The sequence below is a fragment of the Streptomyces sp. NPDC091292 genome (assembly GCF_044757265.1).
Classification (GTDB): Bacteria; Actinomycetota; Actinomycetes; order Streptomycetales; family Streptomycetaceae; genus Streptomyces.
This window is the reverse complement of the sequence record NZ_JBIVUQ010000001.1, coordinates 461,433-486,459: the sequence shown is the minus strand read 5'-3', so window position 1 is coordinate 486,459 and position 25,027 is coordinate 461,433. Positions and strand designations below refer to the sequence as shown.

The following is a 25,027-nucleotide window of genomic DNA, read 5'->3' as shown; positions in this document are numbered from 1 at the left end:
AGCGGGTGACCGCGCCGGACTCCGTCCGCCGACCCACGCAACCCCGCGCCCGGCAAAGACACCCACCTAAAACGGCTCGAACCCGTCGAACTCCTCATCCGACTCATCCCGCTCCGCCTGCCTGTCCCGACGCCGCTGGGCGGCCGGACGCGGCGCCTCGAAGCGGTGGTCCTCGCCTCGGCGGCCGAGCATTTCGGCGCCCGTCATCATGGTGGGTTCCCAGTCGAAGACGACCGCGTTGTCCTCGGGGCCGATCGCCACGCCGTCGCCCGTGCGGGCGCCCGCCTTCATGAGCTGTTCCTCGACGCCGAGGCGGTTGAGGCGGTCGGCGAGGTAGCCGACGGCCTCGTCGTTGTTGAAGTCGGTCTGCCGTACCCAGCGTTCGGGCTTCTCGCCGCGCACGCGGAACAGGCCGTCCTCCTCCCGCACCACCGTGAAGCCGCTGTCGTCCACGGCCTTCGGTCGGATGACGACCCGGGTCGCCTCCTCCTTCGGCTTCGCGGCGCGGGCGTTCGCGACCTGCTCGGCGAGCGCGAAGGACAGCTCCCGCAGCCCGGTGTGGGCGACCGCGGAGACCTCGAAGACGCGGTATCCCCGCTTCTCCAGGTCCGGCCGGACGAGGTCGGCGAGGTCCTGCCCGTCGGGTACGTCGATCTTGTTGAGGACGACGATCCGGGGCCGGTCGTCAAGGCCGCCGTACTGCTTCAGCTCCTCCTCGATGGTGTCGAGGTCGGAGACGGGGTCGCGGTCCGATTCGAGGGTCGCCGTGTCGAGGACGTGGACCAGGACCGAGCACCGCTCCACATGCCGCAGGAACTCCAGGCCGAGGCCCTTGCCCTGGCTGGCGCCGGGGATGAGGCCCGGTACGTCGGCGATGGTGTACACGGTCGAACCGGCCGTCACCACACCGAGGTTGGGGATCAGGGTCGTGAAGGGATAGTCGGCGATCTTCGGCTTGGCGGCCGACAGGACGGAGATCAGCGAGGACTTGCCGGCGCTCGGATAGCCGACGAGCGCGATGTCCGCGACGGTCTTCAGCTCCAGGACGATGTCCTGCGCGCCCCCCGGCTCACCGAGCAGCGCGAAGCCGGGCGCCTTGCGCCGCGCGGACGCGAGCGCCGCGTTCCCGAGGCCCCCGCGACCGCCCTGCGCGGCCACGTACGAGGTGCCGTGGCCCACGAGGTCGGCGAGGACATTGCCCGCGCGGTCGAGGATCACGGTGCCGTCGGGCACGGGCAGGACCAGGTCCTGCCCGTCCTTGCCCGAACGGTTGCCGCCCTCGCCGGGCTTGCCGTTGGTGGCCTTGCGGTGCGGGCTGTGGTGGTAGTCGAGGAGCGTCGTCACGGCCTGGTCGACCACGAGGGTGACATCGCCGCCACGGCCGCCGTTGCCGCCGTCCGGGCCGCCGAGCGGCTTGAACTTCTCACGGTGGACGGAGGCACAGCCGTGGCCTCCGTTACCCGCGGCGACATGCAGCTCGACGCGGTCCACGAAGGTGGTCATGGTTCAGTGCCTCCAGTTACGTACGGAAATGGTGCCGCGCGGCCCGAAGGGGAAAGCCCTACAGGGAAAGCCCCACGGGAAAAATCAGGGGCGGCGCGGACAGTGCCCCTACAGGGACAACACGCGAAAGGCGGACCCGCTTCCCGTACGGGAAGTGAGGTCCGCCTCGCGAATCGAGCAGGTCAGACTGCGACCGGGACGATGTTCACGACCTTGCGCCCACGGAACGTGCCGAACTCGACCGCGCCCGGCTGGAGGGCGAACAGCGTGTCGTCGCCGCCACGGCCGACGCCGGAGCCGGGGTGGAAGTGGGTGCCGCGCTGGCGGACCAGGATCTCACCGGCGTTGACGACCTGACCGCCGAAGCGCTTCACGCCGAGCCGCTGAGCATTGGAGTCGCGACCGTTCCGAGTGGACGATGCGCCCTTCTTGTGTGCCATCTCTCCTCAGTCCCTTACTTCGCAGCCGCGGGGATCTCAGTGACCTTGATCGCCGTGTACTGCTGGCGGTGGCCCTGACGACGGCGGTAGCCGGTCTTGTTCTTGTAGCGCAGGATGTCGATCTTCGCGCCCTTGTGGTGGTCCACGACCTCGGCCTGGACCTTGATGCCGGCCAGCACCCACGGGTCGCTGGTCACGGCTTCCCCGTCGACCACGAGCAGGGTCGAGAGCTCGACCGTGTCGCCCACCTTGGCAGTGGAAATCTTGTCAACCTCAACGATGTCGCCGACAGCAACCTTGTGCTGGCGACCACCGCTGCGCACGATGGCGTACAAGCGGATCTCACTCTCTGTACTCGAAACGGGACCTCTGAAGCCAGCCGCTCACACGGGTCCGGGGACCCGATGATCCGGAGGACGAGCGGCCTCTCCGGCCCGGCCTGACCGGCCCGACCTGGAGGGAGATGCTCAGAGGGGTGGCGCACAAACGCCGACAGCCCAGGTTACGGGGCCCGGTGTGACTGGGTCAAACCGGGCCCCGTCGCCCCTGGAGGCGGTGGAGAGGGTGGAACAGGGCGGGTCAGGCTTCGTCGGCGGTGGCCGTGACGGACGGGGGTGTCGACTCCGCCGCCGCGGTCTTCTTCGCCGTCTTCTTTGCCGCCGTCGCCTTCTTGGCGGTGGTGGCCTTCTTCGCCGTCGCCTTCTTCGCCACGGTCTTCTTCACGGCCGTCTTCTTGGTGGCCGCCTTCTTCGCGGTCGCCTTCTTGGCGCTCTTGCGCGCCGCGGCCTTCTTGGCCGGGGCGGACGTGTCGGCGGCGGCCTCTTCCTCCGCCTCCTCGTCGCGTCCCGCGGCCTCATTGGCCTCGACGGTCCCGACCGGCTCCTCGGCGCGCGCGGGCTCCGGGGCCTCGGCGGCGGGGACGACCACGACGGCCGCTTCCTCGGACGCGGTCGGCGCGGTGGCCTTGCGCACGGCACGGCGGCGGGGGCGGGCCGGGGCCGCGTCCTCGTCGGAGACCGGCTCGGGCGCCGCCACGGGCTCGTCGGCGACCGGCGCGGGCGCCGTCGGCGCGGCGACGGGCACCGTCACCTCGGCGGCCTCGTCGGACCCTTGCGGCGAACCGGCCGGGGCCGACACCTTGCGGGTCGCCCGGCGGCGCGTACGGCCCTTGGGCGCGGCGTCGTCCACCACCGGGGCGGCGGGCGTCTCGTCCACCACGGGGACCGGGTCGGCGACGACGGCCGGGGCGGGTGTGGCGTCCACGACGATCTCGGCGTCGGAGAAGGCGGGCGCGTCGTCGGCGGCCCGCTCGAAGCGCTCGGCGCGCTCCGCCCGCTTCGACGGACGCTCGGCTGCCCGGGGCGCGCCCGCGGGCGCGGACGCCCGGCGGGTGGCCCGGCGCCGCGAACGGCCGCGGCCCGCCGCGGCCTCCGCCTCGGCGACGCTCCCGTACAGCTCCTCGTCGGGCGCGAAGTCGGGCGCGGAGAGCGCGACCGGCTCGGCGACCTCGGCGGCGACCTCCGCCTCGGTCTCGTGATCGTGGTCGCGGTCGTGCTCGTCGCCGGAGATGACCTCGACGGCCTCGTGCTCGTGCTCCGCGCCGCTGCCGCCGCGCCCGCGCTTCTTGCGCTTGCCGCCGCCCCCGGTCGAGGTCGGCTGCTCCATGTGCACGATGACACCGCGGCCGTTGCAGTGGACGCAGGTCTCCGAGAACGACTCCAGGAGGCCCTGGCCCACGCGCTTACGGGTCATCTGGACCAGGCCGAGCGAGGTGACCTCGGCGACCTGGTGCTTCGTACGGTCCCGGCCCAGGCATTCGAGCAGCCGGCGCAGGACGAGGTCCCGGTTGGACTCCAGGACCATGTCGATGAAGTCGATGACGACGATGCCGCCGAGGTCGCGCAGGCGGAGCTGGCGCACGATCTCCTCGGCCGCTTCGAGGTTGTTCCTCGTCACGGTCTCTTCGAGGTTGCCGCCCTGCCCGGTGAACTTGCCGGTGTTGACGTCGATCACGACCATGGCCTCGGTCTTGTCGATCACCAGCGAGCCGCCGCTCGGCAGCCAGACCTTCCGGTCGAGCGCCTTCATCAGCTGCTCGTCGATCCGGTACGTCGCGAAGACGTCGACCTCGGACGTCCAGCGCTGGAGCCGGTCGGCCAGGTCGGGCGCGACATGGGCCACGTACCCGTGGATGGTCTGCCATGCCTCGTCGCCGCTGACGATGACCTTGGAGAAGTCCTCGTTGAAGATGTCCCGGACGACCCGGACGGTCATGTCCGGCTCGCCGTAGAGCAGCGTGGGGGCGTTGCCGCTCTTGGCCTTCTTCTTGATGTCCTCCCACTGCGCCTGGAGCCGCTCGACATCGCGGCGCAGCTCGTCCTCGCTGGCGCCCTCGGCGGCGGTGCGCACGATGACGCCCGCGTCCTCGGGGACGATCTTCTTGAGGATCGTCTTCAGCCGCGACCGCTCGGTGTCGGGGAGCTTGCGGCTGATACCGGTCATCGACCCCTCGGGGACGTAGACCAGATAGCGGCCGGGCAGCGAGACCTGGCTGGTGAGACGGGCGCCCTTGTGGCCGATGGGGTCCTTGGTGACCTGCACGAGGACGGACTGCCCGGACTTCAGGGCGGTCTCGATCCGGCGCGGGCCGTTGGCGAGGCCCAGCGCCTCGAAGTTGACCTCACCGGCGTACAGGACGGCGTTGCGGCCCTTGCCGATGTCGATGAAGGCGGCCTCCATCGACGGCAGTACGTTCTGGACCTTGCCCAGGTAGACATTGCCGACGTACGACGTCGACTGCTCCTTGTTGACGTAGTGCTCGACGAGCACATTGTCCTCAAGGACGCCGATCTGGGTGCGCTCGCCGTACTGGCGGACGACCATGACGCGCTCGACGGCCTCGCGGCGCGCCAGGAACTCGGCCTCGGTGATGATCGGGACGCGGCGGCGGCCCTGCTCGCGGCCCTCGCGGCGGCGCTGCTTCTTCGCCTCAAGACGGGTCGAGCCCTTGATGGACTGCACCTCGTCCGACGGCTGCTTCTCGTCCTTCTTGCGCGGCTCGCGGACCTTGACGACGGTCCGCTCCGGGTCGTCCTGCGTCGGGGCCGTGTCGGTGGACGCGTCGCCCGCCCGGCGCCTGCGCCGACGGCGGCGACGGCTGCTGCTGGAACCGGAGCCTCCGGCCTCGGCGGCCTCGTCGTCGTAGTCGTCGGCGTCGGCGTCCTCGTCGGCGGCGCTCTCGTCGCCGTGCTGTCCGGCGCTGTCGTCGTGTCCGGAGCGCTCGGCTCCGTCGTCGCCGTGTTCGGCGGACTCGGCGCCGTCGGCGTCGGCGGACTCGCCCCTGCGGCGGCGCCGGCCACCCCGGCGGCGGCGCCTGCGGGCGCCCGTCTCCTCGGTGTCGTCGGCCTCGTCGGCGGCGTCTCCGTCGTACGCGGCGCTCTCGTCGGCGGCTTCCGGCTCGTCGGTGTCGGCGGGCTCGGTCACCTGGGCGGCGGCGGGGGCCGCGGGCTCGTCGTCGGCGGCCCTGCGGCGGCGCCGGCGGCGTCCGCCGGTCTCCTCGGCCACGGGGGTCTCGTCGGCGGGCTCGGGGGTCTCCTCGGCGGCCTCGGCCGCTGCCGCTGCGGCGGCGCGCTCGGGGGTCTGGAACATCGGCTCGGTGAAGACCGGCGCCTGGAAGACGGCGACGGCGGGCCGTGCACGCCGGTTCCCGTCACCCTCGTCGTCCTGGTCGCGCACGGCCGGAGCGGGCGCGGAGAACCCTCCGGCGGCCTTACGGGCGACCCGGCGCCGGCCACGGCGCGGGGCCTCGTCCTCGTCGGCGCCGTCGGCGGGCGCCTCGACGGGGGTCTGGGTCGGGGTGCGGGGCGCCACGCTCTCGGCGGGGGCCTCCACGGCCTCCACGGCCTCGACGGCTTCGGCGGCCGGGGCGGCGGCACGGGTCGCGCGCCGGCGCGTGCGCCGGGGGGCCGCGTCCTCGGGCGTGTCGGCGCTGTCGGCGGCGGCCGGGGTGTCCTCGGCGACGGCGGGCGCCTCGGCGGGGACGGCCGGGGCGGTCGCACGGGTGGCGCGACGACGCGTACGCGCGGGGGGAGCGGCGGTGTCGGCGGGGGCCTCGACGGCTTCGACGGCCGGTGCGGCCGCGGCCTCGGTGGCCGACCCCGCGGCGCGGGTCGCGCGGCGGCGGGTGCGGCGGGGCGCCGCGGACTCGCCGTCCTGGGCGGTAGCGGCGGTTTCGGGCTGGTCGGGGGTGGACACGGCGGCCTCCTCGAATGCGGCGACCTGGTCGGTGCCGGGTGTGGCCTGCACGGTCAGTTCGGCGGCGGTCGGCCGGGCGTCGGCGGGCGCGGACACCCGGCGCGTGGCGCGACGGCGGGTGCGCCCGGCGGGCGCGGAGGCGTCCACCAGGGGGGCGGACGGCTCGGATACGGCCGGTTCGGATACGGCCGGGGCGTCGGTGACGCTCTCCACGGCCTGGGTCGGATCGGCGACGGCGTCCTCGTCATCCTCCGTGAGGACGGCCCCCGGGGTGTCATCGGCCGGTATGGCCGGTGCCACCGCGGTCGGTGGCCCCGCCGGGCGGGACGCCGCACGGCGCCTGCGGCGGGGCGGCAGAGTGTCGCTGGGGGTGGAATCGGTGTCGGAACCCTCGGCGGGTTCGATCGGTTCGAGCATGCGGGCGGTTCTCCCGTCAGGCTCCCGGGCGCCACGCCGAATCCGGTGACATCCGCGGCTCGCGCGTCTCGCGCGGCGCCGCCGTCCGGGGCGCGGGCGCCGCACGGGAGCTTTCTGTGTCCGTCTCGCCGGTTCCGTACGCCACGTATGCGTACGGCCTGGCGAAAGTCTTCTGGTCGGTGCGCTGCCCGACCCAGGTGGCTCCCGAGTACAAGGGCTGCGCTTCGACGACTGTCCTTACGCGGGGCCTTCCGGCGTCGACGCCGTCGCGATGGCGGATCCGGCGACCCCGACGGCCACTGTTTCGGCGGCCGTGGCCGCTTTTGCAACGGCCGGGGTGGTCGGGACTGCCTCGCGGTCGGGCGCGAGCGGGTCGGTCACCGTGCCGGTCTCTTCATCGAAAAGCCCCTGCGCCAGCCTGGTCACCGCTGCGGGGACCGGCGGCGCCAGGTCGGCCACAGCTCGGAGACCGGACAGGACGTCGTCAGGTCGAACGGCAGGTGTCACGTGCCGAACAACCAGCCGCAGTATCGCACAGGGCCGGTCGGTCGGCCTATCAGCCTCGGTGATGGCCTCGGTGGTCGCCTCGGCCAGGTGTGCCTCCAGGCTCGCGACAGCCGCGCGGGCGTCGAAGGTACGCATGCCGTTCTTGGTTCTGCGCTGGACCTCGACGGTGTCCGCCGCCTGGAAGGCGTCCACGGCGCGCCGCGCGTCACCAAGCTCGACGCCGTCGAGCCGCAGCTCCCATACGGAGGCCGTCAGCCGGTCGGCGAGGCCCGGGGTGTGGGCCTCGACCGCGTCGACGATGTCGATGCCGGTGGGCAGCGACTCGTCGAGGAGGTCACGCAGCTTCTGCGGGTCACGCGCCTCGGTGAGCGCGATCTCCAGATACTCCGCCTCACTGCCCGTGCCGGTGGGTGCGGCATTGGCGTACGACACCTTCGGGTGCGGGGTGAACCCCGCCGAGTACGCCATCGGCACCTCGGCGCGGCGCAGCGCCCGCTCGAAAGCGCGCTGGAAGTCACGGTGGCTGGTGAACCGGAGGCGGCCTCGCTTGGTGTAGCGCAGTCGGATGCGCTGCACCGCCGGTGCGGGCGGTGGGCCTTCGGGCTGTCGCTTGCCCAGTGTCGTCAGTCCTTCGTGAGAGCGGTCGTACTGCTACCTAGAGTACGACTCGCGGGCGCTCCTGGTTCCCGCCGGTCCTTGTCGAGGGAGATCGGGGCGGGCGCGGGCAGCGGCTCCCGGTCCGGTTCCGCCGGGGCGACGAACATGAAGCTGCGGAGGTCGGCGCGGATCTGCCGGGCGCTCTCGCGCGCCGCGCCGAGGGCCCGCCGGACGCCGCCCGCGACCTCCCGGGCCATGCGTGCGGCCGGACGCCACACGACGTCCCTGATGACGTGTCCGACCGGCGTCAGAACCGTCCGGTACGCCCATCGGACCGGTTCGACCAAGATCCACCGGAAGAGGGTGCCGAGGGCGCGGCCGACGGCGAGCGAGAGGTGTCCGGCGATCCGCCAGGCGTGTCCGAGCGCGGTGCCGATCTCCCTCGCGACGACGGCGATGCCGCGCCCGACCGGCACCAGGACCCAGCGCCACAGCGCGCCGGCGGGCAGCACGAGCAGGATGCGCAGGGTCCAGTAGAGGGCGGCGCCGATCCCGGTGGCGATCATCCGTACGGTCCACAGGAGACCCCGGCCGACCCAGACGAGCGCCCGTCCGACGGGCGCCAGGACCCACTCGAAGAGCCAGACGGCCGGGACGACGACCAGGTACCGGGTGAGCCAGGTGAGGGCGTGGCCTGTCGGGGTGAGGAGGGAGGCGTAGATCCAGCGGGCGACCGTCGCGACGACGGTGGCGGTCCCCCGGGCGAGCCAGGCGATGCCCGCGCCGACACCGCGCACCAGCCAGGCGACGGCGTGCCCGATCGGTGTCAGCAGGTGGGTCCAGAGCCATCCGAGTGGCACCACGACCAGAACCCGGACCAGCCAGGCCAGCGCCTGTCCCACGGGTACGACGACCCAGGTCCACAGCCATCCGAGGGGGACGACGACGAGGACGCGGCCGAGCCACAGCAGGCCGCGTCCCACGGGCCTCAGTACCGAACGGTCGAGGAACCGCGCCGCCACGACGAGCGCGTCCCACACCAGCCGCACCGGCACGACAAGGACAAGAACGACGATCCGCACCGGAATCCGGATCGCGACGGCGAGACACCCCTCGGCCTGCCGCTCGGGCAGCTCACGGCGGGACAGGTCACCGCGGGGCGGCGGTTCGAACTGGTGGCGATCGGCGGGGTCCATGCAGCAAGGGACGCACAGGACCCGCCCCGCCGTTGCGGAGGGGTGCCACCCGTGATGAACCGGTTACGCCACCGCCGCCTATCCGTTGACGACGGTCAACGGCAGCAGCTTCTTGCCGGTGGGACCGATCTGGATGGACGTGTCCATCTGCGGACAGACACCGCAGTCGAAGCACGGGGTCCAGCGGCAGTCCTCGACCTCCGTCTCGTCGAGGGCGTCCTGCCAGTCCTCCCAGAGCCAGTCCTTGTCCAGGCCGGAGTCCAGGTGGTCCCAGGGGAGGACTTCCTCGTACGTACGCTCGCGGGTCGTGTACCAGTCGACGTCCACGCCGAAGGCCGGCAGCGTCTTGTCGGCGCAGGTCATCCATCGGTCGTACGAGAAGTGTTCGCGCCAGCCGTCGAATCGGCCGCCGTCCTCGTAGACGGCGCGGATGACGGCGCCGATGCGGCGGTCGCCACGGGAGAGCAGGCCCTCGACGATGCCGGGCTTGCCGTCGTGGTAGCGGAAGCCGATCGAGCGGCCGTACTTCTTGTCGCCGCGGATCTTGTCGCGGAGCTTTTCGAGGCGGGCGTCCGTCTCCTCGGCCGACAGCTGCGGCGCCCACTGGAAGGGCGTGTGCGGCTTCGGGACGAAACCGCCGATGGAGACGGTGCAGCGGATGTCGTTCTGCCCGGAGACCTGGCGGCCCTTGGCGATGACGTTGACCGCCATGTCGCCGATCTGGAGGACGTCCTCGTCGGTCTCGGTGGGCAGGCCGCACATGAAGTACAGCTTCACCTGGCGCCAGCCGTTGCCGTAGGCGGTGGAGACGGTCCGGATCAGGTCCTCCTCCGAGACCATCTTGTTGATGACCTTGCGCATTCGCTCGGAGCCGCCCTCGGGCGCGAATGTCAGCCCGGAGCGGCGGCCGTTGCGCGTGAGTTCGTTCGCCAGGTCCACATTGAAGGCGTCCACGCGGGTCGACGGGAGGGACAGGCCGATCTTGTCCTCCTCGTACCGGTCGGCGAGGCCCTTGGCGATGTCGCCGATCTCGCTGTGGTCGGCGGAGGAGAGGGACAGCAGGCCGACCTCTTCGAAGCCGGTCGCCTTCAGGCCCTTCTCGACCATCTCGCCGATGCCCGTGATGGAGCGCTCGCGGACCGGGCGGGTGATCATGCCGGCCTGGCAGAAGCGGCAGCCGCGGGTGCAGCCGCGGAAGATCTCCACGGACATCCGCTCGTGCACGGTCTCGGCGAGCGGCACCAGGGGCTGCTTGGGGTACGGCCACTCGTCCAGGTCCATGACGGTGTGCTTGGACACCCGCCACGGGACACCGGACTTGTTCGGTACGACACGGCCGATGCGGCCGTCCGGCAGGTACTCGACGTCGTAGAAGCCCGGCACGTACACGCCGCCGGTCTTCGCGAGGCGGAACAGGACCTCTTCGCGCCCGCCGGGCCTGCCCTCGGCCTTCCACGCGCGGATGATCTCGGTGATCTCCAGGACGGCCTGCTCGCCGTCGCCGATCACCGCGCAGTCGATGAAGTCCGCGATCGGCTCGGGGTTGAACGCGGCATGGCCGCCCGCCAGCACGATCGGGTCGTCGACCGTACGGTCCTTCGCCTCCAGCGGGATCCCCGCGAGGTCGAGCGCGGTGAGCATGTTGGTGTAGCCGAGTTCCGTGGAGAAGCTCAGCCCGAAGACGTCGAACGCCTTGACCGGGCGGTGGGCGTCCACGGTGAACTGCGGGACGCCGTGCTCGCGCATCAGCTCTTCGAGGTCGGGCCAGACGCTGTAGGTGCGCTCGGCGAGGACCCCCGCGCGCTCGTTCAGTACCTCGTAGAGGATCATGACGCCCTGGTTGGGCAGCCCGACCTCGTACGCGTCGGGGTACATCAGGGCCCAGCGGACATCGCACTCGTCCCACGGCTTGACCGTGGAGTTCAGCTCGCCGCCCACGTACTGGATCGGCTTCTGGACATGCGGGAGAAGCGCTTCCAGGCGGGGGAAGACGGACTCGACAGGCATCGCGGCGTCTCTCATGAGCGGGACGGGTGACCCTCAAGCCTAACGTGTCCTGCGGACTGCCCGGCTCCCGCGCTCGGTGGTCTCCCACGCCTCCGGAAGAGCCTCCTCGCACCAGTACGCGCGCAGCTCCTCACGCCCGTACAGGACCCCGTACGTGAAGGCGCTCTCCCCCGCGCCGTGGGCCTGGGCGGCCAGGTCGCGCAGCGCGAGCCGGGTCATGACGCTGTCCTGGTGGTCGCCGAGCAGGCTCTGGAGGGTCTTCATCGAGCGGACGAGATCCTTGGCGGGCCTGCCCAGCGCGCCGACGGCGACCTCAGCCGCGTACCGGACACGCTTGGCCTTCTTACGGGCCTCGTGCAGGGCGAGATCGCGGTCGGTGCCGGGGTCCGTGTCGAGGGCGTGCAGGACCAGGTCCGAGAGGGTGCCGAAGTCCCGGCGCAGCGCCTTGCCGATCACCTGGCGCGGCTCCTGCGCGGCGGCCTTGCGCAGCGGCGGTGCGCCGACGAGGGCGTCAAGGGTGTCCAGGAGGGTGAGGTACCGCTTTCCGTCGAGTACGGCGATCAGACGCCGCCGGGACCCGCTGCTGCGGGCGTGCGCCCAGGTGCGCAGCCGGGTGCGGACGGGTCCGGCGACAAGGGTGCGGGGCAGTTCGCCGAGGTGGGCGGTGAGCCGTTCGGTGAGGACTTCCTGGTCGCGGTCGACGCCGAGTTCCCCGGCGAGCCACTTCAGCTCGTCGCCGATCGGGTCGGTGACCGCGCGGTCGAGGACCTGCCGGTACGAGCGGAAGGCGCTGCGCATCCGGCGCGTGGCGACCCGCATCTGGTGCACGGAGTCGGGGGCGTCGCGGCGCACGGCGGGGTCGAGGGCGACGATGGCGTCCCGCTGGGTGCGGAGGTAGGCGAGGACGTACGCGCCTGCGGTACGGGGATCGGAGACCGCAGCCTTCTTGCCGGACGTGCCGTTCTTCTTCCCCCGGGGGGCTGTCTCGGCGAGGGCCCTGGCGAGCTTCGACGGGGACGCCGAGCGGCGCAGCCCCGCCTTGCGGAGCTTCTTCTCGACCTTGTCGAGGAAGGCGGGGTCCCCGTCGTCCGCGAGTTCCACCTCGATCTCGGTCCACGCGGCGGTGCCGCCCCCGGTGGTGAGCCGTTCGGCGCGTACGGCGTCGACGCTGACCTCGGCGAGCAGCGCGCCGTCGGCGTCGAGGAGGTGGCGGATGTCGCGGGCGGACAGCAGCCGGACGACGGGGGCGAGTTCGGCGCCGCGGATACGGGACCTGACGAGCCCGGTCAGCTCACGCGGAACGGTGTCCGACAGCGGCGACCGGACCTCGTCACGCACCCCTTCGGCGACCGGCAGCTTGAGATGCCAGCCCGCGTCGGCGCCGCCGGTGCGCCGCCGGAGGGTGATGGAGGCGGCGGCGAGCCGCTGGTCGACGGTGTCGTAGTAGACGGCGTCGAGATCGGTCAGCCCCCGCTCGGCAACATCGGCAACCCCGGCCACGGCCCCAAGATCCGGCACCCCGCCACCCTCACCGACCTCGTACTTCCGTTCGATCTCCCGCTTGATGTCCGCCATAGCCCGACATTAGACGCGAATCCCAAACTTGGGCAGCCCACACGTCATACAGGGGCGCGGGGCCACGGACGGCCCGCACCCGAACAACCAGCCCAGCCGATCCAACCAAGGGGCGCGGGGAACTGCGCACCCAACCACAACGGCCCCGCACCCGAACAACCACCCAAGCCCCCCAAATAAGGGGCGCGGGGAACTGCGCACAACCGGTCAAGCCGACAGCGGTCTCTGCACCTTGATCGACTGAAGCAACCCAATCGCCACCCACACCGCAAACATCGACGACCCCCCATAGGAGACAAAGGGCAGCGGAAGCCCCGCCACCGGCATGATCCCGAGGGTCATCCCGATGTTCTCGAAGGACTGGAAGGCGAACCACGCGATGATCCCGCCGGCGACAACCGTCCCGTACAGCTCCGTGGTCTCGCGGGCGATCCGGCAGGCCCGCCAGAGAACGACACCGAGCAGCAGCACGATGAGCCCGGCGCCCAGGAAGCCCAGTTCCTCACCGGCGACCGTGAAGACGAAGTCGGTCTGCTGTTCGGGAACGAACTGCCCGGTGGTCTGGGACCCCTTGAACAGGCCCGTCCCGGAGAGCCCGCCGGAGCCGATCGCGATCCGGGCCTGGTTGGTGTTGTAGCCGACGCCCGCGGGGTCGAGGTTGGGGTTGGCGAAGGCCGCGAAGCGGTTGATCTGGTACTCGTCCAGGATGTGCAGCTGCCATACGGCGATGGCACCGATCGCTCCGGTGCCGAGGAGCCCGAACACCCAGCGGTTGGACGCGCCGGAGGCGAGCAGCACACCGAGCACGATGATCGCCATCACCATGACCGAGCCCAGGTCGGGCATCAGCATGACGATCGCGATCGGGATGGCGGCCAGGCCGAGCGCCTGGACGACGGTCCGGTGGTCCGGATGGTCACGGTCGCCCGCGTCGACCCGGGCCGCGAGCATCATCGCCATGCCCAGGATGATCGTGATCTTCACGAACTCGGACGGCTGGAGCGAGAACCCGCCGCCGATGACGATCCACGCGTGCGCGCCGTTGATGGTCGCGCCGAGCGGGGTCAGCACCGCCAGCACCAGCAGCACGGAGAGGCCGTAGAGGATCGGCACGGCGGTACGCAGGGTGCGGTGGCCGATCCAGATCGTGCCGATCATCAGGGCGATCCCGATGCCGGTGTTCAGCAGATGCCGGAAGAGGAAGTAGTACGGGTCGCCCTGGTTCAGCTCGGTGCGGTTGCGGGTGGCCGAGTAGACGAGGGCGGTACCGATCAGGGAGAGCGCGAGGGCCGACAGCAGTATCGGCCAGTCGAGCCTGCGGACCATCGAGTCCCGGGCGAGCAGCCGGGACAGCGAGGACCGCTGGGGCCCGTACCCGGAGACGGAGAAGCCGTTCCCACCCGCCATCAGTCACGCCTCCCGAGTGCGGCTGTGCCGGCCGGTCCCGCGAGCTGCTGCTCGGCCGGCGGCTCGTCCTTCTTGGGGTCGTACGGCTCGATCTTGGGCGCCTCGATGGAGCCGTCGCCCTGGATCTTCGGCAGGCTCTTCTGCGGCTGGGACAGCAGGGCCTGCTTGCTGTCGATCTTGCCGTCCGGGCTGACGCCGTACAGCGCGTTGTAGAGCTTGCGCACGGCGGGGCCCGAGGCGCCGGAGCCCGTACCACCCTGGGCGATCGTCATGACGATCGTGTAATCGTCGGTGTAGGTCGCGAACCACGAGGTGGTCTGCTTGCCGTAGACCTCCGCGGTACCCGTCTTGGCGTGCATCGGGATCTTGTCCTGCGGCCAGCCGCCGAATCGCCAGGCGGCCGTACCGCGGGTCGCGACTCCCGCGAGGGCACCGTCTATCTCGTCGCGGGTCTTCTTCGTCATCGGCAGCTTGCCGTGCGACTTGGGGGCGATCTCCTTCACGGTCTTGCCGTCGGGGCTGACGATCGCCTTGCCGAGGGTGGGGTTGTAGAGGGTGCCGCCGTTGGAGATGGCGCTGTAGATGGTGGCCATCTGGATCGGTGTGACGAGGGTATCGCCCTGGCCGATCGCGTAGTTGACGGAGTCACCGGCGCGCAGCAGATTGCCTTCGAGGCAGTTCTCGTAGCTCAGCTTCTGGACGTAGTCGCCGTCCCTCTTGCCGGTCTTGCACCATGCGGTCTTGTTGGCCTTCCAGAACGACTGCTTCCACTGGCGGTCGGGGACGCGTCCGGTGACCTCGTTGGGGAGGTCGATGCCGGTCTCCTTGCCGAGGCCGAACTGGTGGGCCGTCTTGTAGAACCAGTCCGCCGGGTCCTTCTTCGGCTTGATGCCGCCGTCCTTCTTCCACTCGTCGTGCGAGAGCCGGTAGAAGACGGTGTCGCAGGAGACCTCCAGGGCCTGGCCGAGGCTGATCGCGCCGTACCCCTTGGACTCGTAGTTCTTGAAGACCTGGTTGCCGACGGAGTACGAGCTGGAGCACTCGTAGCGCCCGTCGAAGGGGTAGCCCGCGTTGACGGCGGCCGTCGTCGGGATCACCTTGAAGATGGAGCCGGGGGCCGCCTGGCCCTGGATCGCCCGGTTCAGCAGCGGGTAGTTGGACGTCTTGCCGGTCAGCTTGGCGTAGTCCTTGCCGGAGATCCCACCGACCCAGGCGTTCGGGTCGTACGACGGGTTGGACGCCATCGCGACGACCCGGCCGGTCTTGGACTCCATGACGACGACGGCGCCGGAGTCGGCCTTGTAGTTCTCGTTGGTGTTCTTGTCGAACGCCTTGCGCGCCTCCTTCATCGCCTCGTTCAGCTCATACTCGGCGATCCGCTGCACGCGCGCGTCGATGCTGGTGACGACATTGGCGCCGGGTTCGGCCTTGTCGGCCTTGGCCTGGCCGATGACGCGGCCGAGGTTGTCCACCTCGTAGCGCGTGACGCCCGCCTTGCCGCGCAGCTCCTTGTCGTACTCCCGCTCAAGACCGCTGCGGCCGACCTGGTCGGAGCGCAGATACGGCGACTCGGTGTCCTTGGCCTTCGCGATCTCGTTGTCGGTGACGGGCGAGAGATAGCCGAGCACCTGCGCGGTGTTGGCCTCGCCGGGCGCGGCGTAGCGGCGTACGGCGGTGGGCTCGGCGGTGATGCCGGGGAAGTCCTCGGAGCGCTCCCGGATCTGGAGGGCCTGCTTGGGCGTGGCCTCGTCGGTGATCGGGATCGGCTGGTACGGGGAGCCGTTCCAGCAGGGCTGCGGTGTCTTGGAGTCGCAGAGCCGGACCTTGTCGGTGACTTCCTTCGGCTTCACGCCGAGGACGTCGGCGAGCTTGGTGAGGACGCCTTTGCCGTCGTCCTTCATCTTCATCAGGTCGGTGCGCGACGCGGACACGACGAGACGGGTCTCGTTGTCGGCGAGCGGGACGCCGCGCGCGTCGAGGATGGAGCCGCGTACGGCGGGCTGGACGACCTGCTGCACATGGTTGCCCGACGCCTCTTTGGCGTATTCGTCGCCGTTGCGGATCTGGAGGTACCAGAGGCGTCCGCCGAGCGTGAGCAGGAGCGAGACGACGAGTACCTGGATGACGACGAGCCGGATCTGGACCCGGGGTGTGCGCCCGGTCTCCGGAATGTTGGTCACTGCTGCCTCCCCACAGGCGGTGCCGAAGCCGGTGTCGGTGCCAATGCCGGTGCCAATGCCAATGCCGATGCTGGTGCCGGTGTGTGATGCCGTGCCGGATGCCGTGCGGTGCGGAGCCCCCCGTTCACAGCCGCTTGACCCCCTTGAGGCGTGGCGTCTTGGCCACCTTCACCCGGCCGGCCCTGGCCACCCGGGCCTTGGTCACCTTGCCGCGCAGCCGCCCGCGCTGGTTGCCGATCCGCAGTCCGGTGCCCGACGACAGCCAGCCGGACGCGACATCGCTCTTCGCCGCGGCATTGGTCTCGGCGAGTGGATCGTTGTCGGCGCGTCTGGCGAGGGCGATGATGAACGGCACCGTGAACGGCGCGAGCAGCAGATCGTAGAGCGCGGCCGTGAACAGCAGGCTGACGAGCCCCACATGGCGCGCGGCGGTGTCGCCGACGAGGGCGCCGACACCCGCGTACAACAGGGTGGAGCCGATGGCGGCGCTGACCACGACGAGCATCGGGCCCACGGCGGACTGGAGCCGTCCGTTCTCCGGCTTGGCCAGGCCCGCGAGGTAGCCGATGACGCAGAGCACGAGCGCGTACCGCCCGGCCGCGTGGTCGGCGGGCGGCGCGAAGTCGGCAAGGAGTCCGGCGCCGAAGCCGACGAGGGCGCCGCCCACATGGCCGTAGACGAGGGCGAGTCCGAGGACGGTGAGCAGGAGCAGGTCGGGCACGGCGCCGGGCAGTTGCAGGCGGGCGAGGACGCTCACCTGGATGACCAGGGCCGCCACCACCAGGGTGCTGGAGAGCAGCATCCGGTTCAAACGCATGGGTCCAGCTCCTACTGCTCTTGAGGCTGGCCGGCCTGGCCGGGCGCCGGTGCGGACGGGGTGACGGTGACGGTCACGGTCGGCGTGGGCGTGGGCTTGGGGGCGGGCGGGAGCACCGCGTCGCGCGGGTCCTCACGCGGGGCCTCGACGACGACACCGACGATGTCCAGCTTGGTGAAGCCGACAAAGGGCTGCACATAGATCGTGCGGGTCAGATCGCCGCCGGACGGGTCGACCCGGGTGACGATCCCGACCGGAACCCCGGGCACGAACGGCTTGTCGGCCTCCGAGCCGAAGGTGACCAGCCGGTCGCCCTTCTCCACCTTGGCCTTGCCGTTGAGAAGCTGCACGCGCAGCGGCCGGTCGCCGCCGCCGGACGCGAAGCCGAGTTCGTCGGTCTTCTCCATCCGGGTGCCGACGGTGAAGTCGGGGTCGTTGGCGAGGAGCACCGTGGAGGTGCTGGGGCCGACCGTGGTGATCCGGCCGACGAGTCCGTCGCCGTTGAGGACGGTCATGTCGCGCTTGATGCCGTCCTTGGCGCCGGCGTCGATGGTGACGGTCCAGGAGAAGCCCTGGGCCGCTCCTATGCCGATGACCTCGGCGCCCTTGATGCCGTACTGCCCGGCGCCCGCCGTCTTCAGCATGGTGTCGAGCTGGCGGACGCGGCTGCGGTTGCGGTCGTCACTGCCGAGCTTCGCCTTCAAAGCGGCGTTGGCCTTCTCCAACTGGGCGATGCGGTCGTGCCGCTCCCCCGAGTCGCGGACCGCGCCGATGGCGTTGCCGACCGGGTTCACGGCCGCTGATACGCCGTTCTCCACCGGTCCGAACACGGTGGCGGCGACCTTCCGGGCACCGTCGACCGGTGAGTCCTGTCCGCCGCGGATGTCCACCGTGATCAGTGCGAACGCGATGGCGATCAGCAGCACCAGGAGCAGCCGGCTCTCTCGTGTGTCCCTCACGTGCGGCGGCCGTGCCTTCCTCGTCGGAATTGTCTGGGGCTCATGCCTCTATATCAACGATCCGGCGCACACGAAGGCACATGCCCCGTACGGCGGATGAAGGGCGCGTGTCGTCCGGAAGGAAAGCAATGACTTCCCTCCGTACTGCTTCCGTACCGCATCGGTCGCCCGATGTCCGGTACGCGGCGGCACGCGCCCTTACGTCATCTGCGCGGTGAGGCGTCCAGAACCTGCTGGAGCGCTTCGAATTCCTCGACGCATTTGCCGGAGCCGAGGGCGACCGAGTCGAGCGGGTCCTCGGCGATATGGATCGGCATGCCGGTCTCGCGGCGCAGCCGCTCGTCGAGACCGCGCAGCAGGGCGCCGCCACCGGTGAGCACGATGCCGCGGTCCATCACGTCACCGGACAGCTCGGGCGGGCATTTGTCGAGGGTGGTCTTCACGGCGTCGACGATCGCGTTGACGGGTTCTTCGATGGCCTTGCGGACTTCGCCCGCGGAGATGACCACCGTCTTGGGCAGCCCTGACACGAGGTCACGGCCACGGATTTCGGTGTGTTCGTCGGAGTCCAGATCGTACGCGGAGCCGATCGTGATCTTGATCTGTTCGGCGGTGCGCTCGCCCAGCAGAAGGCTGTACTCCTTCTTGATGTGCTGGATGATCGCGTTGTCCAGCTCGTCGCCCGCGACGCGGATCGACTGTGCTGTGACGATTCCGCCGAGGGAGATGACCGCGACCTCCGTCGTACCGCCGCCGATGTCCACGACCATGTTGCCGGTGGCCTCGTGGACGGGAAGACCGGAGCCGATGGCCGCGGCCATGGGCTCCTCGATGATGTGCACCTGGCGCGCGCCGGCCTGTGAGGACGCCTCGATGACCGCACGGCGCTCGACGCCGGTGATACCGGAGGGCACACAGACCACCACGCGCGGACGGGCGAGATAGCGCCGCTTGTGGATCTTCAGAATGAAGTAGCGGAGCATCCGCTCGGTGATCTCGAAGTCGGCGATGACGCCGTCCTTCAGCGGTCGCACGGCCACGATGTTGCCCGGCGTGCGCCCGATCATCTTCTTCGCTTCGGCGCCGACCGCGAGAATGCCACCGGTGTTGGTGTTGATCGCGACGACGGACGGCTCGTTGAGAACGATCCCCCGGCCTCTGACGTACACCAGCGTGTTGGCGGTCCCGAGGTCGACAGCCATGTCACGGCCGATGAACGACATAGTGTTCCCCATGAGGATGCGTCTGGCCTTCCCAAGTGGAGCTTTTGATGGCTTTTCAGGTAGGCGAGTGAGTGCTGTGTGGCGTGAAGGCTTCCATCGTAGTCTCGCCTGCACGGACACGGCGCGAGGGTCTTCGCCATTGTCATCAGATGAATCCCCGCCCCGCTAATGGGGACGTGCCGATGGGGGGATGCGTTCCCCCGATCGGCGCGCATATGCCAAGGAGTGGCTGGATTTCTTCGGCTTTCCCCGGCCTTCTTCGGCCACCCCTCGGTGGGAACTGCCTTCCGGTCAGACCAGTCCGGGGAAGAAAATCTTCAGTTCCCGCTCGGCGGATTCCTCGGAATCGGATGCGTGGATCAGGTTCTCGCGGGTGATCGTGCCGAAGTCGCCGCGGATCGAGCCGGGCGCGGCGGAGATCGGGTCGGTGGGTCCGGCCAGTTGGCGGACGCCCTCGATGACGCGCTCGCCCTCGACGACCATCGCGACGACGGGCCCGGACTGCATGAACTCCATCAGCGGCTCGTAGAAGGGCCGGCCGACGTGCTCGGCGTAGTGCTGCTCCAGCGTGGCGCGGTCGAGGGTGCGCAGTTCGAGCGCGGTGACCCGCCAGCCGGCCTTGCGCTCGACGCGGCCGACGATCTCGCCGACCAGTCCCCGGCGGACGGCGTCGGGCTTGAGCAGGACGAGGGTGCGCTGGCTCACGGTGGTGGCTCCTTCGATCACGAGGGGGTACGGCACGGGTGTTCGTGCACGGGACGGGTGTACGGGCACGAGAAGTAGGGCACGCCGTGCGGCACAGGGGGTGCGGCACACGAGGTGCGGGGCTCAGAGGCTACAGGGCCCGGCCGGACGCTCGTTACGCAGCGTCAGGCCCTGGGGTAGGTCCGGGCGGCACCGTCGCGCCTTCCTCTGCGGCCTCTGCGGCCTCGGCGGCCCGCTCGGCGAATCGGGCCTTGGCCACGTCGATCTGCCGGCCGAAGTGCACCGACGCCCACCACAGGGCCGCGAAACACGCGCCGAGCAGGAACATCATCGGGACGACGAACCCGCTCGCGATCAGGGCGACCTGGAACGCCCAGCCGAGCGCGATGCCACCGGGCCGGGTGATCACGCCGCACAGCAGGACGCTCAGCAGCATCGCGATCCCGCAGACCGTCCACACCGTCCCGGTCGACAGATCGGGGTCCTTCATCGCGACGAGCCCGGCGAACCCGATGACGAAGAACTCGCCGATCAGCGTCGAAGCACACAGCGTCCGCACGGGTCAGCGCCTCCCCAGGAGCAGTCGGGCCTCGCCGACGGTGATGACGGAACCGGTGACGAGCACGCCCGCGCCGCTGAACTCCGCCTCCTCCTCGGCGAGAGTGATGGCCGCCTCGATCGCGTCGTCCAGGCGGGGTTCGACCTGGACCCGGTCCTCGCCGAACACCTCCACGGCGACGGCGGCCAGCTCGTCCGCGTCCATCGCGCGGTGGCTGGAGTTCTGGGTGACGACGACCTCGTTGAAGATCGGCTCGAAGGCTTCGAGGATGCCGCGCACGTTCTTTCCGTCACTCGCGCCGACGACACCGATCAGTCTGCTGAACCCGAACGCCTCGCTCATCGCCTCGGCGGTCGCGCGCGCGCCCGCCGGGTTGTGCGCCGCGTCCAGGACGACGGTCGGCGAGCGGCGTACGACCTCCAGGCGGCCCGGTGAGGTGACGGAGGCGAACGCCTTGCGGACCGTCTCGCCGTCGAGCCGCTGGGCGTGGCCCGCGCCGACGCCGAAGAAGGCCTCGACGGCGGCGAGCGCCACGGCGGCGTTGTGCGCCTGGTAGGCGCCGTGCAGCGGGAGGAACAGCTCGTCGTACTCACCGCCGAGCCCGCGCAGGGTCAGCAGTTGGCCTCCCACGGCGACCTGGCGGCTGACGACACCGAACTCCAGGCCCTCACGGGCGACGGTCGCGTCCACCTCGACGGCCTTCTTGAGCAGCACCTGCGCGGCGTCCACCGGCTGCTGCGCCAGGATCACGGTCGCGCCCTGCTTGACGATGCCGGCCTTCTCGGTGGCGATCTCGCCGGGCGTGTTGCCGAGCCGGTCGGTGTGGTCCAGGTCGATCGGGGTGACCACGGCGACATCGCCGTCGATCACGTTCGTCGCGTCCCAGGTGCCGCCCATGCCGACCTCGACCACGGCGACATCGACGGGCGCGTCCGCGAAGGCCGCGTACGCCATGCCCGTGAGCATCTCGAAGAACGACAGCCGGAAGTCCTGCTGCCCGTCGACCATCTCGACGTACGGCTTGATGTCCTGGTACGTCTCCACGAACCGCTCCGGCGCGATCGGGGCGCCGTCGAGGCTGATCCGCTCGGTGATCGACTGCACATGCGGCGAGGTGTACCGCCCGGTGCGCAGGTCGAAGCCGCCGAGCAGCGCCTCGATCATGCGGGCCGTGGACGTCTTGCCGTTGGTCCCGGTGATGTGGATCGAGGGGTACGCGCGCTGGGGGTCGCCCATGATGTCCATCAGCGCGGCGATACGGGTGACCGACGGATCCAGCTTGGTCTCGCCCCACCGGGTCGCCAGCTCGGTCTCGACCTCACGCAGCGCCCTGTCCACCTCGGGGTCGGCGGGCCGCGCCGGCACCTCGGACCCGGCGGCCCCGCCCTGCGTCCGCAGGGTCCGGCTGCCCGCCTCGATCAAGGCGAGATCGGGATCACGCTCGGTCTCGGCGTCCACGATGTCGTCGAACAACTCAAGCGGATCACGTTCCGGCTCACCGGGAGGGTACTCACTCACCCTCCCAGTCTACGGAGCCCCGGGGACCGGCAAGCACCCGTACCACCGCGAGCGAAACCAACCTGCCGTTCCCGCCGTGACCGGCGCCCCATCCGCCCAGCCGCCCGATCCTGCCGGTCCCGCAGTGGGCAGGCGTTCCACACACCCCGCCCCACCCACACCGCCCATCCGCCCAGCCACCCGATCCTGCCGGTCCCGCTGTGGGCAGGCATTCCACACACCCCGCCCCACCCACACCGCCCAGCCACCCGATCCTGCCGGTCCCGCAGTGGGCAGGCATTCCACACACCCCGCCCCACCCACACCGCCCATCCGCCCGATTCTGCCGGTCCCGCTGTGGGCAGGCATTCCGCACACCCCGCCCCACCAGCCCACCCCATTCAGCCGGTCCTGCTGTGGGCAGGCGTTCCGCACGGCGGAACGGGTGGGCACAGCCCCAAGACCACGGCCACCCGTACAAAGAACCTAAGCCGACGGCAACCGATCAAGCTGCGCCTGAATCCGCGCAATATCCTCATCGGCCTTCACCAGCCGCCCCCGAATCTTCGCAACAACGGGTTCCGGCGCTTTAGCCAAAAACGCCTCATTCCCCAACTTCCCCACAGCCTGAGCCTTCTCCTTCTCGGCCGCCGCCAAATCCTTGGCAAGCCGCTTACGCTCGGCCCCCACATCAATCGTCCCGGAGAGATCGAGCGCCACCTCCACCCCGGACACGGGAAGCGTCGCCGTGGCCACGAACCCCTCCCCCTCGGGCTGAAGCCGCAGCAACTGCCGAATCGCCGCCTCATGCGGAGCAAGCGCGGACCCGCCCAGCGAAACCCGCGCCGGCACCCGCTGCCCCGGCTGAAGCCCCTGCTCGGCCCGGAACCGCCGCACCTCGGTGATCACCGACTGAAGCGTCTCGATCTCCCGCTCGGCCCCCGCGTCCCGGAACCCGGAGTCGGTCGGCCACTCGGCGATCACGACGGACTCACCCCCGGTGAGGGTGGTCCACAGCGTCTCGGTCACGAAGGGAACGATCGGGTGCAGCAGGCGCAGCGTCACGTCGAGGACCTCACCGAGCACCCGCCCGGAGACCTCGGCCGCCTCACCGCCGTCCATGAAGGTGGTCTTGGACAGCTCCAGATACCAGTCGAAGACCTCGTCCCACGCGAAGTGGAACAGCGCGTCGGAGAGCTTCGCGAACTGGTAGTCGTCGTACAGGGCGTCGACCTGCGCGACGGTGGCGTTGAGCCGGGACAGGATCCACCGGTCCGTCGCGGACAGCTTCTCGGCGGGCGGCAGGTCGCCCTCGACGGTGGCGCCGTTCATCAGCGCGAACCGGGTGGCGTTCCAGATCTTGTTGGCGAAGTTACGGGACCCCTGGACCCAGTCCTCGCCGATCGGCACGTCCACGCCCGGGTTGGCGCCACGCGCGAGGGTGAAGCGGAGGGCGTCGGAGCCGTACTTGTCCATCCAGTCCAGCGGGTTGACCGCGTTGCCGAACGACTTCGACATCTTCTTGCCGAACTGGTCACGGACCATGCCGTGCAGCGCGATGGTGTGGAACGGCGGGGTGCCGTCCATCGCGTACAGGCCGAACATCATCATCCGGGCGACCCAGAAGAACAGGATGTCGTAGCCGGTGACGAGGACGGAGTTCGGGTAGAACTTCGCGAGGCTGTCGGTCTGTTCGGGCCAGCCGAGCGTGGAGAAGGGCCACAGGCCCGACGAGAACCAGGTGTCGAGGACGTCGGTGTCCTGCGTCCAGCCCTCGCCGGTGGGCACCTCGTCGTCGGGTCCGACGCAGACGACCTCGCCGTTCGGCCCGTACCAGACGGGGATGCGGTGGCCCCACCACAACTGCCGTGAGATGCACCAGTCGTGGAGGTTGTCGACCCAGTCGAAGTACCGCTTCTCCATCTCCTGCGGGTGGATCGCGACGCGCCCGTCGCGGACCGCGTCACCGGCGGCCTTCGCGAGCGGACCGACCTTGACCCACCACTGGAGGGACAGCCGCGGCTCGATGGTGGTCTTGCAGCGCGAGCAGTGGCCCACGGAGTGGACGTACGGGCGCTTCTCGGCGACGATCCGGCCCTCGGCGCGCAGGGCGCCGACGATGGCGCTGCGGGCCTCCAGGCGGTCCAGGCCCTGGAAGGGGCCGGGGACGGTGATGACGGCGTGCTCGTCCATCACGGCGATGGCGGGCAGGTCGTGGCGCCGGCCGATCTCGAAGTCGTTCGGGTCGTGCGCGGGCGTCACCTTGACGGCGCCGGTGCCGAACTCGGGGTCGACGTGCGTATCGGCGACGACGGGGATGAACCGCTCGGTGAGCGGGAGGCGGATGTTCCTGCCGACGAGGTGCTTGTACCGCTCGTCATCAGGGTGCACGGCGACGGCGGTGTCACCGAGCATGGTCTCGGCCCGGGTGGTGGCGACGACGATGGACTCGTCCCCGTCGCCGTACCGCATCGACACCAGCTCGCCGTCGTCGTCCTGGTACTCGACCTCGATGTCCGAGATGGCGGTCAGACAGCGGGGGCACCAGTTGATGATGCGCTCGGCGCGGTAGATCAGCTCGTCGTCGTAGAGCTTCTTGAAGATGGTCTGAACGGCCTGGGACAGACCCTCGTCCATGGTGAACCGCTCACGGGACCAGGCGACACCGTCACCGAGGCGGCGCATCTGCCCGGAGATCTGCCCGCCGGACTCGGCCTTCCACTGCCAGACGCGCTCGACGAACGCCTCGCGCCCGAGGTCGTGCCGGGACTTGCCCTCCTTGCCCAGCTCGCGCTCGACGACGTTCTGCGTGGCGATGCCGGCGTGGTCCATGCCGGGCTGCCACAGCGTCTCGTAGCCCTGCATGCGCTTGCGGCGGGTGAGGGCGTCGATGAGGGTGTGCTCGAAGGCGTGCCCGAGGTGCAGGCTGCCGGTGACGTTCGGCGGCGGGATGACGACGGTGAACGGCGGCTTGTCGCTCTTCTCGTCGGCCTCGAAGTAACCGCGCTCCACCCAGCGCTCGTACAGCTTCCCCTCTACCTCGGCCGGCGCGTACTGGGTCGGCAGTTCGGTGGTGGTCGCTGGGTTCTGCTGCTGAGTGTTCTCGGTCACGGGGGTCAGTTTAGAGGCGTCACGGTCGTGTACTGAAACCAGCGGGTTTCGTAACGGTGGGAGCCCCGGCGGC

General features: G+C 70.3%; 17 protein-coding genes. All 17 read right to left on the bottom strand.

Features of this window, described 5'->3' with window-relative positions; genetic code table 11:
• Positions 1-66: 66 nt before the first annotated feature.
• The 17 genes from obgE to ACIQNU_RS01950 all read right to left on the bottom strand — a co-directional run bounded on the left by obgE (position 67) and on the right by ACIQNU_RS01950 (position 24,954).
• Positions 67-1,503: a GTPase ObgE gene (gene obgE / locus ACIQNU_RS02030; RefSeq protein ID WP_401359816.1), complete on the bottom strand. Its 1,437-nt coding sequence runs from the start codon at positions 1,501-1,503 to the stop codon at positions 67-69.
• A 182-nt stretch (positions 1,504-1,685) separates the two neighbouring features.
• Positions 1,686-1,943: a 50S ribosomal protein L27 gene (gene rpmA / locus ACIQNU_RS02025; protein ID WP_401359814.1), complete on the bottom strand. Its 258-nt coding sequence runs from the start codon at positions 1,941-1,943 to the stop codon at positions 1,686-1,688.
• A 14-nt stretch (positions 1,944-1,957) separates the two neighbouring features.
• The gene (rplU, locus tag ACIQNU_RS02020; RefSeq protein WP_103551359.1) at positions 1,958-2,278 is read right to left on the bottom strand and encodes a 50S ribosomal protein L21; all 321 of its coding nucleotides are present in this window, start codon (positions 2,276-2,278) and stop codon (positions 1,958-1,960) included.
• 244 nt (positions 2,279-2,522) lie between these two features.
• Positions 2,523-6,614 carry an Rne/Rng family ribonuclease gene (locus ACIQNU_RS02015; protein ID WP_401359811.1) on the bottom strand — a complete coding sequence of 1,364 codons (4,092 nt, stop codon included), beginning with the start codon at positions 6,612-6,614 and terminating at the stop codon, positions 2,523-2,525.
• 237 nt (positions 6,615-6,851) lie between these two features.
• Positions 6,852-7,697: a TIGR03936 family radical SAM-associated protein gene (locus ACIQNU_RS02010; RefSeq protein WP_401359808.1), complete on the bottom strand. Its 846-nt coding sequence runs from the start codon at positions 7,695-7,697 to the stop codon at positions 6,852-6,854.
• A gap of 47 nt (positions 7,698-7,744) precedes the next feature.
• On the bottom strand, positions 7,745-8,914 hold the full coding sequence (locus tag ACIQNU_RS02005) for a hypothetical protein (protein ID WP_401359806.1): 1,170 nt from the start codon (positions 8,912-8,914) through the stop codon (positions 7,745-7,747).
• 78 nt (positions 8,915-8,992) lie between these two features.
• On the bottom strand, positions 8,993-10,921 hold the full coding sequence (locus ACIQNU_RS02000) for a TIGR03960 family B12-binding radical SAM protein (protein ID WP_401359804.1): 1,929 nt from the start codon (positions 10,919-10,921) through the stop codon (positions 8,993-8,995).
• 39 nt (positions 10,922-10,960) lie between these two features.
• Complete coding sequence (locus ACIQNU_RS01995) at positions 10,961-12,496, bottom strand: CHAD domain-containing protein (RefSeq protein WP_401359802.1); 1,536 nt, start codon at positions 12,494-12,496, stop codon at positions 10,961-10,963.
• Between the two features lie 207 nt (positions 12,497-12,703).
• Positions 12,704-13,903, bottom strand: a complete 1,200-nt coding sequence (gene rodA, locus ACIQNU_RS01990; RefSeq protein WP_401359800.1) for a rod shape-determining protein RodA — start codon at positions 13,901-13,903, stop codon at positions 12,704-12,706.
• Positions 13,903-16,083 (bottom strand): penicillin-binding protein 2, encoded by a 2,181-nt coding sequence (gene mrdA, locus ACIQNU_RS01985; protein WP_401359798.1) that lies wholly within the window; start codon positions 16,081-16,083, stop codon positions 13,903-13,905. The genes rodA and mrdA overlap by 1 nt, the downstream gene beginning before the upstream one ends.
• A 124-nt stretch (positions 16,084-16,207) precedes the next feature.
• Positions 16,208-16,900, bottom strand: coding sequence for a rod shape-determining protein MreD (gene mreD / locus ACIQNU_RS01980; RefSeq protein WP_401359795.1), 693 nt, complete (start codon positions 16,898-16,900; stop codon positions 16,208-16,210).
• A gap of 11 nt (positions 16,901-16,911) precedes the next feature.
• Positions 16,912-17,859 (bottom strand): rod shape-determining protein MreC, encoded by a 948-nt coding sequence (gene mreC, locus ACIQNU_RS01975; RefSeq protein ID WP_401359793.1) that lies wholly within the window; start codon positions 17,857-17,859, stop codon positions 16,912-16,914.
• 203 nt (positions 17,860-18,062) lie between these two features.
• Complete coding sequence (locus ACIQNU_RS01970; protein WP_401362371.1) at positions 18,063-19,082, bottom strand: rod shape-determining protein; 1,020 nt, start codon at positions 19,080-19,082, stop codon at positions 18,063-18,065.
• Between the two features lie 291 nt (positions 19,083-19,373).
• The gene (gene ndk / locus ACIQNU_RS01965; protein WP_401359790.1) at positions 19,374-19,787 is read right to left on the bottom strand and encodes a nucleoside-diphosphate kinase; all 414 of its coding nucleotides are present in this window, start codon (positions 19,785-19,787) and stop codon (positions 19,374-19,376) included.
• Positions 19,788-19,941: 154 nt separating this feature from the next.
• Positions 19,942-20,346: a DUF4233 domain-containing protein gene (locus ACIQNU_RS01960; protein ID WP_401359787.1), complete on the bottom strand. Its 405-nt coding sequence runs from the start codon at positions 20,344-20,346 to the stop codon at positions 19,942-19,944.
• A gap of 3 nt (positions 20,347-20,349) precedes the next feature.
• Entirely contained in the window at positions 20,350-21,864 is a 1,515-nt protein-coding gene (locus ACIQNU_RS01955) for a bifunctional folylpolyglutamate synthase/dihydrofolate synthase (protein WP_401359784.1), read from the bottom strand.
• A gap of 465 nt (positions 21,865-22,329) precedes the next feature.
• Positions 22,330-24,954, bottom strand: a complete 2,625-nt coding sequence (locus tag ACIQNU_RS01950; protein WP_401359781.1) for a valine--tRNA ligase — start codon at positions 24,952-24,954, stop codon at positions 22,330-22,332.
• Positions 24,955-25,027 lie beyond the last annotated feature (73 nt).

Coding starts and splice junctions, on each gene's coding strand:
- obgE (WP_401359816.1), bottom strand. CDS start 1,503: ATGACCACCTTCGTGGACCGCGTCGAGCTGCATGTCGCCGCGGGTAAC.
- rpmA (WP_401359814.1), bottom strand. CDS start 1,943: ATGGCACACAAGAAGGGCGCATCGTCCACTCGGAACGGTCGCGACTCC.
- ACIQNU_RS02015 (WP_401359811.1), bottom strand. CDS start 6,614: ATGCTCGAACCGATCGAACCCGCCGAGGGTTCCGACACCGATTCCACC.
- ACIQNU_RS02005 (WP_401359806.1), bottom strand. CDS start 8,914: ATGGACCCCGCCGATCGCCACCAGTTCGAACCGCCGCCCCGCGGTGAC.
- ACIQNU_RS02000 (WP_401359804.1), bottom strand. CDS start 10,921: ATGCCTGTCGAGTCCGTCTTCCCCCGCCTGGAAGCGCTTCTCCCGCAT.
- ACIQNU_RS01995 (WP_401359802.1), bottom strand. CDS start 12,496: ATGGCGGACATCAAGCGGGAGATCGAACGGAAGTACGAGGTCGGTGAG.
- rodA (WP_401359800.1), bottom strand. CDS start 13,903: ATGGCGGGTGGGAACGGCTTCTCCGTCTCCGGGTACGGGCCCCAGCGG.
- mreD (WP_401359795.1), bottom strand. CDS start 16,900: ATGCGTTTGAACCGGATGCTGCTCTCCAGCACCCTGGTGGTGGCGGCC.
- ACIQNU_RS01970 (WP_401362371.1), bottom strand. CDS start 19,082: ATGTCGTTCATCGGCCGTGACATGGCTGTCGACCTCGGGACCGCCAAC.